The 14,671-nt window shown below is 65.9% G+C and carries 10 protein-coding genes; 9 read left to right on the top strand and 1 reads right to left on the bottom strand.

Features of this window, described 5'->3' with window-relative positions:
- From AVR91_RS38170 to AVR91_RS38130, 9 genes are all read left to right on the top strand, one after another.
- A complete protein-coding gene (locus AVR91_RS38170; RefSeq protein WP_063273210.1) occupies positions 1 to 1,698 on the top strand; it encodes an ATP-binding protein in 1,698 nt (565 codons plus the stop codon).
- The gene (locus AVR91_RS38165; RefSeq protein ID WP_143254238.1) at positions 1,695 to 2,303 is read left to right on the top strand and encodes a hypothetical protein; all 609 of its coding nucleotides are present in this window, start codon (positions 1,695 to 1,697) and stop codon (positions 2,301 to 2,303) included. Before AVR91_RS38170 ends, AVR91_RS38165 begins: the two co-directional genes overlap by 4 nt.
- 2 nt (positions 2,304 to 2,305) lie before the next feature.
- Positions 2,306 to 3,886 carry a serine/threonine-protein kinase gene (locus AVR91_RS38160; protein ID WP_063273212.1) on the top strand — a complete coding sequence of 527 codons (1,581 nt, stop codon included), beginning with the start codon at positions 2,306 to 2,308 and terminating at the stop codon, positions 3,884 to 3,886.
- A gap of 1,131 nt (positions 3,887 to 5,017) precedes the next feature.
- Complete coding sequence (locus AVR91_RS43025; protein WP_158077422.1) at positions 5,018 to 5,623, top strand: hypothetical protein; 606 nt, start codon at positions 5,018 to 5,020, stop codon at positions 5,621 to 5,623.
- A 405-nt stretch (positions 5,624 to 6,028) separates the two neighbouring features.
- On the top strand, positions 6,029 to 6,232 hold the full coding sequence (locus tag AVR91_RS43020; RefSeq protein WP_063273215.1) for a hypothetical protein: 204 nt from the start codon (positions 6,029 to 6,031) through the stop codon (positions 6,230 to 6,232).
- Positions 6,233 to 6,288: 56 nt separating this feature from the next.
- Positions 6,289 to 7,833, top strand: a complete 1,545-nt coding sequence (locus tag AVR91_RS38145) for a TIGR02677 family protein (protein WP_063273216.1) — start codon at positions 6,289 to 6,291, stop codon at positions 7,831 to 7,833.
- Positions 7,830 to 9,023, top strand: a complete 1,194-nt coding sequence (locus tag AVR91_RS38140) for a TIGR02678 family protein (protein WP_083737912.1) — start codon at positions 7,830 to 7,832, stop codon at positions 9,021 to 9,023. The genes AVR91_RS38145 and AVR91_RS38140 overlap by 4 nt, the downstream gene beginning before the upstream one ends.
- A complete protein-coding gene (locus AVR91_RS38135; protein WP_063273217.1) occupies positions 9,020 to 13,057 on the top strand; it encodes a TIGR02680 family protein in 4,038 nt (1,345 codons plus the stop codon). Before AVR91_RS38140 ends, AVR91_RS38135 begins: the two co-directional genes overlap by 4 nt.
- The gene (locus AVR91_RS38130; RefSeq protein ID WP_063273218.1) at positions 13,057 to 14,274 is read left to right on the top strand and encodes a TIGR02679 family protein; all 1,218 of its coding nucleotides are present in this window, start codon (positions 13,057 to 13,059) and stop codon (positions 14,272 to 14,274) included. Before AVR91_RS38135 ends, AVR91_RS38130 begins: the two co-directional genes overlap by 1 nt.
- Here AVR91_RS38130 and AVR91_RS38125 read toward each other — a convergent pair.
- On the bottom strand, positions 14,271 to 14,657 hold the full coding sequence (locus AVR91_RS38125; RefSeq protein ID WP_063273219.1) for a cupin domain-containing protein: 387 nt from the start codon (positions 14,655 to 14,657) through the stop codon (positions 14,271 to 14,273). The two genes, AVR91_RS38130 and AVR91_RS38125, sit on opposite strands and share 4 nt — an antisense overlap.
- Positions 14,658 to 14,671 lie beyond the last annotated feature (14 nt).

Here is a 14,671-nt window from a genome sequence, read left to right as displayed (position 1 = left end):
ATGTTCCGAGACGACGACAACTACATTGGCAAGCTGGTCGGCAACACTGGGGAGCCCAACAAGTTGACGATCGCGCTGCGTACGAGCTTCTCGGCGCGGCGAGGGGAGTTCGTGCGGGTCGCGCACCAGGAGCGCGAGTCGGAATCGCAGCTCGACGTGCTGGGCCGCATCGTGGGACTCTCGCGGTCGAACATCCTATTCAGCCCGGCGCTCGGCGAAGGGATCAGTGAAGTCGAGCTGCTGCCGCAGTCGCGGCTCTCGGGCGAGACCGTGTACGCGAAGCTCGAGTTGGTCGGCTACAAGGATCCATTCACCGGCGAGATCCGGATACCCCGACGCCCCCTGACACCGGGAGCGAAGGTCTACGGAGTCGACTACGCGTTCCTCACGAGCTTTTACGAGTTTTCCGAGGACACCAGCATCCATCTCGGCAACCTCGTCGGCTACGAGAAGGGCGAGAACATCGTCCCGGTCTTCCTCGACGCGAACACCTTGGTGACTGAGCACCTCGCCGTGCTTGCGATGACCGGCTCGGGGAAGAGCTACACCGTCGGGCGCGTCATCGAGCGGCTGGTCTCGCAGCTCAACGCGTCGGTCGTGGTCTTCGACCCGCACGGCGAGTACGGCAAGGCCTTCCGCGCCGGCGAGCTCAACTTCAACGACCGGCTCGACAAGGTTGAGGATCCTCGGGACCGTCAGAAGCTCGCGGAGATCCAAGATGTCCTCCAGCAGCTGCAGGGCCGCGGGGGCGGTATCAAGGTCTACACGCCGCAGCTGCGGAGCTTCGACGAGAAGTACGCGGGGAAGAACACGCGCCTCGCTCTTCAGCTCGACCACTTCGACGTGGACGAGTTCTCCGGTGTGCTCCCTGGACTGACGGAGCCGCAGCAGCGCGTGCTTGACGTCGCGCTCCGCTACTGGAAGGAGAACATCGACGAGCCTCGCGACATCCAGGAGCTCTTCGCGGTCCTCGATGATCTCGATCGCCTGAAGGAATGGGTGACGGAGTCCGGCAGCCAGGGAGAGGCAAGCGCGCTCCGCGGAGGGAGCGCCAACATCGCCGCCATCCGCCTCCGGCGCATGATCAACGAGGCCCAGAGCTTCTACTCGCGCGCGGCCGGTGAGCCGTTCGACGTCTACGCAATGGTCGGCGACGACAATGCCGAGGCCGGACGGCTCTGCATCGTCGACCTCCAAGGGCTCTCGAACACGGCGCGGCAAGTCATCGTCGCGCTCATCTCAAGCGAGCTGATGAAGGCGGCGGCCGACAAGCAGCGCCCGACCCGACCGGTTTTCATTGTCTACGAGGAGGGGCACAACTTCGCGCCCGCCGGCGAGGCTGCGATCTCGAAGAACATCATCAAGCGCATCGCGGCCGAGGGCCGGAAGTTCGGCGTGGGCTTTGCCATCGTCAGCCAGCGCCCAAGCAAGCTCGACTCCGACGTGACGAGTCAGTGCAACACCATTGTCGCGATGCGCATCAAAAACCCGGACGACCAGCGGTTCATCCAGAAGACCTCCGACTACTTCTCTGCAGCGGATCTGGCGGAGCTCCCGACGCTGTCGACCGGTGAGGCGCTGATCTGCGGACGGGCGATCATCGCGCCGCTTGTAGTGAAGGTTGGCACCAAGGCGCTCATCCACGGCGGTGAGTCACCGCGCGTGTGCGAGCGCTGGGGGAGGCCGGGAGGACGATGAGTGACCGCTCGACATCACCGGCAGACCTTGTGTTCGACGGGCTCACCAACCGCGAACTGATGATCGAGCACTTCCCGATGCTGCTCTCGGGGATTCCGGACATCGGGCTCACGGTGCACTCGCACTTCCTCACGGTCCTGGCCACCGCAGGGCAGTCGCAGGGCTACTCCGCCGTGGCGGAGTGCCCGATCTGGTGGGCCCGCGGGAACGGCCTCGGGGACGTGCGCGCGGACTCCGTGTGGTTCGAGAAGCACTCGGGGGAAGCCTCACTCGCGTTCGAGTTCGAGAGGTTCGAGCGTGGTGACGAGGGAAAGCTGCGGGGCAAGGTCGAGAACCTCGCGATCGCGTCGACCGCGTCCCCGAGCTTGAAGCTGTGTGTCCTGATCTACTGGGTGCGCAGCGGCTCGGCTCCACGCAGCATGGACGCCATCATCGCAACTTACCGCGAAGGGTTCAGGCGTCGTGGCAGAGACGTGGATCCGGCACAGACACCGTTGATGATCATCAAGTGCGTGATGCGCCTCGCTCCTGATTCCGAACGTCTCGTGTTCGGCGAGTTCCTGCGCGACGAGCGCAATGAGCGGCTCGCATTGGGGAGGGCGTAGTCATGGCGTTGATCGTGTTCCGCGGCAAACCCAGCGAGGAGCTGGGCGATCGGTTTCGCTTGCTAGCCGAGGTCGGCAAAGGGAGCTTCGGCGAGGTGTGGCAGGCGCGGAGGCTGAAGGATGGTGCCACGGTCGCGATCAAGATTCCGAAAGACCAGGAGAAGGGCGAGGAGGTGCTTCGCAAGGAGTCAGACATAATCAGGGAAATCCGTCACCCGAACATCGTTTGCGTCCACGGCTTCCACAACATCAGCGAGCTCTTCGTAATCGAGATGGAGTTCGTCGATGGCTACGATCTGGCGAAGGTCCTCGACAGCGTCAGTACGCGGGCGCCGCTCACGCTCGAACAGATGCTGGAATGGACGATGCAGATCCTCGACGGTCTTGCTGCAGTCCACGCCGCGAACATCTCGCACAACGATCTGAAGCCGCAGAACATCCTCGTCGACAAGGAGTCCGGGGTAGCGAAGATCACCGACTTCGGATCGAGCCGCCGGCTCGAGGATGTGTGGGTCTGGACCAAACGCCACGGCACGGAGGCGTACATGGCCCCGGAGGTGGCGCTCGAAGGGAAGCGCGCCCGGCACGTCAGCGACATCTACTCGATCGGCGTTCTCCTTTACGAGATGGCCACGGGGCGGTTGCCCTACTCAACCCCGCATCAGCTGCTGACCGGCATGCAGATCGCCAAGCCTCGTGAGATCAACCGCGATGTGCCTGCGGATCTCGAAGACGTGATCCTTGGCGCGATGGCGTGGCGGCCCGAGAACCGTTTTCAGAGCTGCGGGTCGATGCACGCCGCCGTGCAGGCATGTCTTGACCGGTTGCGCGCTGACGCGGCGACGGCAGCCATGCCAGCTCGCTCGGAGCCCAGCCAGCTCGGCTTCAAGCCTCCCTCGTCGAGTCCGCTCTACTACCTCGAACTGGCCAAGAAGCGGCTCGCCGAGGGCGACGCTCAAGGTGCTCTGGAGGCGGCAGAGGCCGCTGTCGATCGGAGCGACGGCCATCCTCAGTACCTGCGGATGCTCGGCGGCATTTGCGTGCGCCTGGGGTATGACCGCAAAGCGGCCGAAGCGTACGAGCAGCTGCTCGTTGCCTTCGATCGTGGATACCCAGTCGAGGGGCATCAGCGACGCGACGTGCTCGAGCGACTCGGTCAGCTGTATACGAGCCTCCAGCGGTACGCCGACGCGTTGGCGATCTACGAGCGCCTTGTGGACGCCGTCGACCGGCCTTACTCGCGGTTCCGGCTGGCCGTCGCGGCGGGACTTGATGGCGACTACGGGCGCGCGATCCAGTTGCTCGAGACCGTTCGAGCGGAGCGACCAGATGCCGTCGTCGTCTACTCCAAGCTCGGGTGGGCGCACGCCCTGAACGGGAACGATCGCCTCGCTCTCAGCTTCTACAACCAGGCCTTGACGCTCGACGCATTCGACCTGTTCAGCCTCTTCGAGCTCGGGAAGTACTACTTCATGGTCGGTGATCGGCGGCGCGCCCGCGAGTACTTTGAGCGAGTCATAGACGCGGACAAGCAGGGCTTCTACGGCGACCGCGTCCGCGAGCTCACGAGCCCAACAGCCTGAACTCCGCCCACAGCGCCTGCTAAGCTTTCCCAAACCATGGGTCTGGGACCTTGGGACTGTCCCAGGAGCGGTGTTTTCGGTCCGACACGCCAGGCCGGAGATCGGGCAAGATGAGCCGATCCGATTTCGCGGCCGTCATCAGCTGGTCGACGTGCCGCTCGTGAACACAACCTCGCAGGAACAGCCGCAAGCGCTTGGATTCGTGCGCGGCTTTCCCGCCTCTCCGTCTTGTTTCAGCCAGGCCCGCGAAGTAGCGACGCAGTGCTTACTGCACACGCAGTCAGCTCCGTACGGGCAGGAGCAACGCCCGTGCAAGCCTTTCGTGGTGACATCGGGCGCGCGCGATAAGCCGGATTTGGCGATGAGATGGTCCCCGCCCCGAAAGGCACTTCCCCAATGACCTTGCTCCCCCCCCCCGCACCTGGACGTGATCGAACAGCGGTTCCTCGCGATGACCGCCGGCCCGCATCCGCTGACGCTCGACTGCGCGGCACTCGGCTGCGGCCTGCCCGACGAGGTAGCTGCCCCTAGACCGCGTGCGCGTACTGCTGCTCAAACGATAGATCGAGACCTTCGTCGAATTCCACTGTTACTCCAGGGGTGCTCGTGCCGCAGCCCACCCACGAGGGCGAGCATCACGCGCATGGTCAGTATTGGCCCGGAGTCGCTGACGGTTCGCCAAGGTCGTGGTCGCCATTGCGCCCCGGATTGTCCGTTAGCCACGGCTTGTTCTTGGTTTCGCGGGTCTCCTCAGGAGGCGATTCGTTGGACGATACCAACGTGTCGTTCTGTCGATGACCATCATTTTGCCGTCCTTGACGGCTTTTTCTACCAGGCTCGCCAGACCCTCGGGATCCGCCGTCCGGGTCGGCTCGGGCGATCGCGCAACCGACTTCGTTTGTTGGGCAGGTTCATGGCAACTTGGACGTGTTGATTGACCAGATTCCGCTCGTGCGCTGTGGCGAAGTTTACGCCAGCTACCTGGATCAAACCTGGAGATTCTCACTTTGCAAGAACCGACATGTCACTCGATGAAGTGAATCCTTTGCATACGACGCCGGCTGAGGTGATTTGGGGAGTGAGATTTCCGCCGAGATCGAAAGGCCCACAATGACGTACTCCCCGTCGGACTTGGACGTGATCGAGCGACGGTTCCTGGCGTTGGCATCCGGCCCGCGGGCGCTGACCCTTGACTGCGCCGCGCTCGGCTGCGGTCTGCCCGCCGAAATGAAACCCATCGACGAGGTGCGGGTGCTGCTGCTCAAGCGGCAGACGAGCTGGGTCACCACGAACGCCGTCTGGCGAGACTTGGTCAAGCGGGCGCACGCAACGCCTGAACCATGGATCGTCGTGGCCGCCGCCATGATGATGCCCGGCCTGAAGCACATCGGCGGCAAGCTCCGGTCACGTTATCCCGGCGACCGGAATGACCTGGATTCCGAGATTCTCGAAGGCTTCCTGCAAGCACTGGACCTCGCCGACGACGGCGCTCAGAAAGTGTACGGGCCAGCTCTACTGGGCCGCGTTCCGACGCGCGCACGAGGCGTGCAATCGCGAGACTCGGCTCGCGATGTCCCGATCCGAACTCGACGACACCGTCGTCACGCCGAGTTCGGCCGCTGGACATCCGGATCTTGTCCTGGCCGGAGCGATGCTCGCGGGTGCGGTGACACCGGCGCAAGCCGACCTGGTCTCCGATGTGCTTCTGGATCACGACGAGCGGTCAGTGGCAGCTGAGCGGCTTGGCATCAGCCGCTACCAGGTGTCGTGCCAGCTGGACTCCGCCACCCGGCATCTCGCTGGCTACTTGAAAACAAGTAGTTCCGCAGCATGACGTGCAGCCCATGTATTCATCGGAAGCAGCTACGCAGGAGCCGCCTTCATGACCAACTCGAATTACCCACCCGTAGAGATAACCACGTTGAGTGAGGCGCAGAAGCGAGGGAGCACCTGCACCCGCTGCGGACGTGGCCCGCTCAGCCCACAGAGTCTCGATGGCGCGGACCTCGTCGTTTGCGCGGATGAGCACGCACGCATCTGTACGGATTCGGTGTTCTGGCTGACGCAGCCCTGCCCGTGGTGGTGTAACTCAGGGTGGCACAGCGACGACGACAGTGGTGACGACCGACGGCATATGTCGGAGTGGACCAACCCGAGTACGCGACTGTGCACCTTCTCCAGGGTGTACGTGAAATCGAGCCACGTATCTGGTGCGGGAAGGGTGAAACCAACCATGACTGGTACATGACGCCGGTCGAAACTCGGGAGCTCGCCGCGACCCTGACCATCGCCGCCGACATGACCGAACGGCAGGCTGCCCCGCTGACAGCGGCAAAAGCGTGCTGACCAGGCACCCGACGGGGCACATCCGAAACTGTCGGTGCCCTCCCCATAATGGGATCGTGACCGTCGACGAGGAGCCCCAGCCGTTCGCGCACCTCAGTGCGCCGAACTCGGTGCTCTATCGCGACGTCCTGTTGACGTTCGCGCGAGCGAGGGATCGGTTCATCGTTCACATGCGGCCGGAGGACGTCGCGGCGGATCTGGGCAGGCCGGGTGATGTCGAGCAGGTCGCGGACGCGCTGGACAAGCTCGTCGACTGGGACAACCTGCGGGCCGATCCGGATACGAGCCGGGTGACCAGTGTCGCCGACTTCCATCGCGCCCGGTACCTGTACCAGCTCACGGCCGCAGGCCAAGCCGCCGAGGAAGCGCTCGCGGTTTACGACCAGGCGCTGGGCCGCCGCGGATCACTGCAGTCGGTGGCGTTGGAGGACATAGCCGCGCAGTTGCGAGCGCTTGTGGAGTTGGCTGGGGCACGGGAGCTCGACCCGGCGAAGGTGCATTTGCTGTTGCTCGCGCTCGCCGAGCGGTTCACCGGTCTGGCCGACAACGCGCAGGCGTTCATGGCATCGCTCCGCCGTGTCATCGATTTCGCCGACGGCGACGTGGAGGCGTTCGTCGCCTACAAGCAGCGGCTGATCGACTACGTCAACCGATTCATCGCGGACCTCGCCAACCGGGGCGCGGAGATCGCCACCCTGCTTGGCAAGATCGAGGAAGCCGGCGTCAGGGACGTCCTCATGGTGGCGGCGAAACGCGAAGCCGCCGATGTCGCGCCTGACGACCGCGAGAACGCGACCGCCGTCGAAAGCCACTACGAAATCTGGCGAAACCGGTGGCGTGGACTGCACGACTGGTTCGTTTCGGCCGACTCTCGGCATCAGTCACAGGCGCGACTGCTGCGCGGAGCCGCGGTCACGGCGATCAAGCAGCTGATCGACACGGTGGCCGCGCTCAACGAACGCCGTTCCGGACGCTCCGACCGCTCGGCCGACTTCCGGACTTTGGCTCGCTGGTTCGCGGAGGCACCGGACGACAACGCGGCGCATCGCCTGTGGCGGACGGCGTTCGGGCTCGGTTCCGCGCGGCACCTCACCGTCGACAACGAAACCGTTGCCGCGTGGGAGGAAGAGCAACCCGCACCGAGTACGCCGTGGCGGGAAGCTCCCGGAGTGCACATCAGCCCGCAGTTGCGCAGGACGGGATCCTACGAGCGGCGCGGCCAGCCCAACCGGGTCGCGGACCGCGCGGAGCAGCGTCGGATCCTGGCCGAGCAGGCGGTACTCGAAGCCGAGCAGGTCGCCGCCGCACGTGAGCGGCTGGCGACACCGGGGCCGACGCGTCTGTCGGCTCTTGGCGAGCTCGACGCGCGGGCGTTCCGGCTCTTCCTCGGTCTTCTCGGCGACGCGCTGTCGGCGCGCGCCCCTGGCGATCACGAAGTCCGGACCACCACGAGCGACGGCACGATGGAGGTTCGCCTGACTCTCGTGCGCGGCGGGGGAACGGTGAGCATCGATACCGAGGACGGGATTCTGCACGGACCGGAACACCTGATCGAGATCATCGACTTGATCGGGAACGGCCGGGCGGAGGCAATCGCGTGACCGTGCTTGGCGAGGAAACCGTCGCCCAGAAGCGAAAGGCCCTGCGGGCGCTTCTTGCCAAACCGTTGCTGACAGCCGGAACGGACGACGAAGCACTACGGCTGGTCCGGCGCCACGCGACAGAGCTGCGCGACTGGCTGGCCACGGAGACGGGTTGGCGGCTGCTGGTCAGTGCGGAATCCGCGCGCCTGTTCAAAACCGCGCCGACGCTGACCGACCAGACCCATCCGGCGAGAGACGGTAAGGGCAAACCACCGTTCGGGCGCCGCAGGTACGTCTTGCTCTGCTTGGCGTTGGCCGTCCTGGAGCGAGCCGACGCGCAGATCACCCTCGGTCGGCTCGCTGAAGGCGTACTCGCCGCCGCCGGTGAACCCGAGCTCGTCGACGCGGGCGTGTCCTTCACGATGAGCAGGCGGGACGAGCGTTCGGATCTCGTCGCCGCGGTCAGATTGCTGCTCTCCTGGGGTGTCCTCGAACGGGTCGCCGGCGAGGAAGACGCTTATCTCAGCGACAACGGAGACGTCTTGTACGACGTGCAGCGCCGGGTACTGGCCACGCTCCTGACCAGCACTCGTGGCCCTTCGACTATCCATGCCGTCGATTTCGAAACCAGGCTCGAAGAGCTCGCCCACGAGCCGGTCGCCGACACCGACGACCTGCGCAATCGGGCGCTGCGCCACCGGCTGACCCGCCGCCTCCTCGATGATCCTGTCGTCTATTACGACGAGCTGGCCGACGATGAACGGGCGTACCTGACCGGCCAGCGGCACGCGATAACGCAGCGGATCGAGGCCGCCACCGGGCTGGTAGCCGAGGTCCGCGCGGAGGGCATCGCGATGGTCGACCCCGACGACGACTTGACCGATGTGCGCATGCCGGAGCAGCGTACCGATGGCCACGCCACCTTGCTCGTCGCCGAGTACCTCGCGGCACGGAACGGCCCGGTGCCGATCGAGCGGATGCTGGCGTACGTCAGGAAGATCGCCCGTGAGCATGCCTCATATTGGCGCCGCGGAGTCACCGACGAAGGCGCTGACGAGGAACTCCTCGCCATCGCGTTGCACAAGCTGCGTGCGCTGCGGCTCGTCGAGGATTCCGTCGGGAATCCACCGATGGTGCGTGCGCTGCCCGCGATCGGCCGGTACCGGGTCGACGCGCCCACCGTCCGCGAGAGGAAGACCGGGAAATGACCTTGCCCGTCCCGGACAAGGCCCGCTGGCAACCGCTCCGGGCAGGCCTTGTCGACCTGTTCTACTACGACCTCGAGGAGTTCCACTTCCACGACGGCCGGTTGCTGTTACGCGGCAACAACGGAACCGGGAAATCCAAAGTCCTCGCGCTGACCCTGCCGTTCCTCCTCGACGGTGAGCTCTCAGCGCACCGGGTGGAGCCCGACGGGGATCGCAACAAACGCATGGAATGGAACCTGCTGCTCGGCGGGAAACATCCACACAACGAACGCCTTGGCTATACCTGGCTGGAATTCGGTCGTGCCCTTCCCGACGGGGGCGCCGAGTATCGAACACTCGGCTGTGGTCTCAAGGCCGTCGCCGGGCGCGGAATCGCCAAGCACTGGTTCTTCGTCACCGACCAGCGCGTCGGACAGGACCTTTCCCTGGTGAGCCCGACCCGGGTGGCCTTGACCAGGGAGAAGCTCAAGGACGCCGTCGTCGGGCATGGCCTGGTGTACGACACCGCGTCGGACTATCGACGCGCGGTGGACGAAGCGCTCTTCGGTTTGGGAAGCCACCGCTACGAAGCCCTCGTCAATCTGCTGATCCAGCTGCGGCAACCGCAGCTGTCGAAGAAGCCGGACGAGAAACTGTTGTCCCGGGCGCTCACCGAGGCACTCCCGCCGCTCGACCCGGCCTTGGTGGCCACGGTCGCGGAGGCATTTCGTGGCCTGGACGAGGAACGCGAGACCTTACGCGCCCTCGCGGAGGCGAAGACGGCGGCCGAACAGTTCCTCGCACATTACCGGCGATACTCCCGAATCGCGGCCAAACGCCGCGCGGCACCGGTTCGCCATACACACAGCGCATACGAAAAGCTCGGACGTGAGTTGGGTGAAGCCGAGACCGCGTACGAGAAAGCGACCCTGGCGCTCAAAGAGACCCAGAGTCTGCTCGATGAACTGGCGACCACGAAAGCCCAGCTGGAGACGCGGCGTGCCGCACTGGAGAGCAGCCCCGAAATGCGGGACGCCGAAGCGCTGAAACAAGTGGGGAAGGAAGCTGCGAAGCTCCGGGAGTTCTCGGAATTGCGAGAGCGCGACCTGTTGTCGGCCGCCGGCAACCTGCGCCTCCGTGAAGAGCAAGCCGAGACGGCTCGACGGACGGCCGACGACGATGCGGAGATTTTGGAGCGGGCCAAGGAGATCGCACAAGCGGCCGCCGATGCCGCCTACCTGACCGATGAACATTCCGCTCTCATCGCCGACGAAGACGAGCGAGCCGGGCAGGCGATCATCGAACGACGGACCAAGGCGGTCGATCAGCTTCGACGGTTGCTCGATGCCGCGACGCAGGCCGAGGCGGCATTGCGTTCGGCGCGGGCAAGCGTCGACCGGATCACGGCTGAGCAGCAGAGCGCCGCCGAGCGGATCACCGCGGCCGAGGAGAGCGTCGCCGGGCACGGTGCGGCCCTTGTCGACGGTTACCGGTACTACCTGGCGAACGCCGAGCAGTTCGTACTGTCCGATATGGACGAGCTGCTCGACTCACTCGCCGCGTGGACCGAGACGCTCGTCGGCGTCAGCCCTGCGGCATCGGCCGTCGAGGAGGCCGTGCTGCGGGCGACCGCCGAACTTGCCCGAAGGCAAGCCACCCTCGATTCAGAACGAACAGCTGCGGAAAACGAGCGGCGAGCGATCACCGATGAGATCGCACGACTGGAAGCCGGCGGGCACGACGCTCCGCCAAGGCCCCACACGCGTGACGAGGACGCACGGACCGGCCGTCCTGGTGCTCCACTGTGGAAAGTCGTGGACTTCCTCCCCGGCGTCGACGAGCGGCACCGCGCCGGGCTCGAAGCGGCGTTGGAGGCCTCTGGCGTTCTGGACGCTTGGGTATCCCCGGAAGGTGAACTGCACAGCACACGGACCGGCGACGTGGTCGTCGAGCCTGGTGAGGCCGCGCCGTCAGGCGGCCTCACCGCTGTGCTCGCGCCGGCGGTCGATCGGGCGGACCCTCAGGCCTCGGCCCTGACCGACGATGTGGTGAACGCGGTCTTGGGTGCGATCGGTCTCGGTCCAGGCGCGGACACGTGGGTCGCGGTGGACGGCAGGTTCGCGATCGGCGTACTGACCGGGGCATGGCACAAGGACACCGCGGCTTACCTGGGTGAAGGCGCTCGGGAAGCCGCGCGCAGGGAACGAATCCAGCAGCTGCGAGATGCGGGCGAACGGATGTCCCTGCGCCTTGCCGAGCTGGCGGAAGCCGCGGACGGCCTGGCCGCTCAGCGAGCCGCCCTCACCGCGGAGCACCGAGCCCGCCCGGAAGACACCGATCTCCGCGAGGCCCACTCCGTGCTCGCCGGCGAGCACAAGGAGAAGCGCCGGATCGACGGCCGTCTCGGCGAAGCTGTCGGAGTTTCCGCCGAGTGTGCCGACGAAGCCGAGCGGTCTCGCGGCAAGGCCATCGAATTCGCCGGCGATGTCGGTCTGCCGACGGACCCCGAAGCACTTGCCCGCATCCACAAGGCGGTCGGCGACTACCGGGTGGCCCTTGCCGGGCTCTGGCCCGCGGCGCGATCGTTGGCTCGGGCGAAAGCGGATTCGGCCAAGGCCGAAAATGAGAAGCGGGACGCCGCCGAACGCCACGACGAAGCACGAGAGCTGGCTGCCGAAGCCCGCGCTGAAGCCGAAATCGCGGCCGAACGTCATCGCGTACTGGTGGAGACCGCGGGCGCGGGAGTCGCGGAACTCCACCGGAAGCTGGCCGCGATCGCGAGTGAATCGGACGAGCGGGACGCCCACGAGAAGCGAGTGCGAGAAGAAGAACGGGTCTTGCATCAAGACCGAGGCACGGCGATCGGACGGCGTGAGACGCTTGGCGATTCGATCTCGACCGCCGTGGCCGAGCGTGACCAGGCCATCGGTGAGCTGCGCGCTTTCGCGACGACAGGGCTGTTGACGACCGCCCTTCCCGATTTGGACTTCCCCGATCCAGGCAAGGAATGGGCAGCGAATCCAGCGGTCTCCCTCGCACGGGCGATCAACGCGGCGCTGGACGACGTGGACGACGCGGACCGGCCGTGGGAACTGGTTCAGCAGAAGGTGTCGGCCGAGCACAAACTGCTGACCGACGCGCTTTCCACGCATGGCCACTCGGTCGGCATGACCGTGCGGGACGGGATCATCGTCGTCGACGTGCTGTTCCAAGGGCGGACCCAGGACATTCCGACCTTGGTGACCGCGTTGGCGGTGGAGAACGAGCAACGTGCGAACCTTCTTTCGGCGAAGGAACGCGAGATCCTCGAGAACCACCTCATCAATGAAGTCGCGGGCACGCTGCAAGAGTTGATCGGAAACGCCGAGGATCAGGTCAGGTCCATCAACACCGACCTCGAAGCCCGGCCGACATCGACCGGAATGCGCCTGCGGCTGCAATGGCGCACTTCACGGACGGCGCCTGACGGGCTCGATCGAGTACGAGACCGGTTGCTGCGGCAGACCGCGGACGCCTGGAGTGCTGACGACCGGACCACCGTCGGCGGATTTCTGCAGAAGCAAATCAACCGCGAGCACGCCGAGGACGCGGCCGGCGGCTGGGTCGAACAACTGACCAGGGCGCTGGACTATCGGTCGTGGCACGAATTCGCCATTCAGCGCTACCAGGACGGCCAGTGGCGGTCGGCGACCGGGCCGGCGTCCGGCGGTGAACGAGTGCTCGCCGCGTCGGTTCCGCTTTTCGCCGCGGCCTCCTCCTTCTACTCGTCTTCGGCCAATCCCCACACACCCCGCCTGGTCGCCCTCGACGAAGCGTTCGCCGGCGTCGACGACGACTCACGAGCCAAGTGCCTCGGTCTGCTCGCCGCCTTCGACCTCGACGTCGTGATGACCAGCGAGCGCGAATGGGGCTGCTACCCGCAGGTGCCAGGACTGGCCATCGCACAACTCACCCGGCGCGATGGAATCGACGCCGTTCTCGTGACTCCTTGGCGCTGGGATGGCCGCGAGCGGGTCCAGCGGCAACGGCCGCTCCCCTACGTACCGAGCGCCTGATGGCCGATCCGGACCGGCTCCGCAGGCTCCTGGGCGGCGAAGAAACGGCGTGGCTGCTCGACCGCTTGCGGCGGCGGATGGTCGCCGGCAGGCCGTTGAGCGGAGTCGTCACGCTCAGTTCGGCGACGCACGATCAGCGCAGGGCCATCGAACGTTTGCTCGGCAGGCGGGCCGGTACCGGTACCTCCTTGAGCGTTTCGCTCGACGAAGTCGACGCGGTGCTTCGTCGCAGCGGTTCCGCCCCTGACGGGCTCGCCGACGCGACGAGACTGCTGATCGGAACCGTGCCGGACCGGGCGACCGAAGCTGCGGCCTGGGCGGCGGCTTTCGGGCCACTGGACGAACTGGTCGCGCGACGTCCGATGCTGGCGACGTGGCGCGCGTGGTTGGACTCCACCGGCATGGTCCGGAGGTTGGCTTCCGAACCGGAGCGCGCTTCGGCGTTGATCACCGCGGTGGTCGACGTTCTCGCCGAGTTGCCCTCGCGGGGCATCGCGTTGGGCAGGCTCGCGGCGGAGACCACCGGCGACGCGCACAGCTTGGACGATGGACGCCCCTTGGCGACGCTCGTCCTCTCGGCGGCGAGGGCCCTCCGTGGCAGCCCACCAGCCGGTGACGGAACAGCCGGCGAACGGCGTACTTCCTGGGCGGCGGTGGGCGTGCACCGTGACGAACTGTCCTCGTCCGTGCTGTGCCTCGGTCTACCCGGTGACACGGAGACGCCGACCGGCCGCATGCTGGCTCTGGCGAAGGAAACCGGCGAACCGTGCGTCCTGACGCTACGCCAGTTGAACACCGCGGGGCTCGGCGTCGGAGCCGGGGTGGTGTCGGTCTGCGAAAACCCGATCGTCCTCGCCTCCGCGGCCGATGAACTGGGCCCCGATTGCCCTCCTCTCGTCTGTGTGAACGGCCAGCCGTCCGCCGCGGTGTGGCGTCTCCTCGATCTGCTCGCGGAGGACCGTGCCTCTTTCCGGTATCACGGCGACTTCGACTGGGGCGGTATCCGGATCGGAAACACCCTGCGCGACCGGATTCCGTGGATGCCCTGGCGTTTCGACGCCTCGGCGTATTCCACGACGACCGCGGAAGGCGGCCCGCTGGTGGGAAGGCCGGCGGACGCTACCTGGGATCCGGACCTGCGGCCGACACTGGAGCGGCGCGGAGTACGCATCGAAGAGGAACTCGTCCTGCCCGCCTTGTTGGAGGATCTCCGCTAGGCCTCGTGGAAGTCGTCGAGGCGATGCGCCTCGGCCGATGACTCTGTGGCGGCCAGCCAATGTGGATAGGTGACATAGACGAGTTCAGTGTCCTCATCGGCCACATAGACGACCTCGGCGCCGGAACGCAGGTAGATCACCTCGCCGGCCCGAGCCGTCACAGAGCCCGACGGGCCCTCGACGGTGAAAACGCCGGAAGTGATGACGAGGGCTTCGTCGTAGGTCATCTTCCAGGGGTTCTTCTCACCTTTGCCGTAGCGGGCGAAGCCGACGGACATGGCCGCGCCGCTGTCTTGCGCGAGGACGTCGGCCAGGAAGATCTGCTGGTCGAGCCGCTGGAACCAGGTCGAAGCGTCATCGCTCGTGAAGTGTTCGACGGACATCCAAGTCTCCTTAA

It is taken from the genome of Amycolatopsis keratiniphila subsp. keratiniphila (genome assembly GCF_001620365.2).
In the GTDB taxonomy this organism is placed as follows: domain Bacteria; phylum Actinomycetota; class Actinomycetes; order Mycobacteriales; family Pseudonocardiaceae; genus Amycolatopsis; species Amycolatopsis keratiniphila.
The sequence above is the reverse complement of the archived record's forward strand: the minus strand, read 5'-3'. Positions and strand labels throughout refer to the sequence as shown.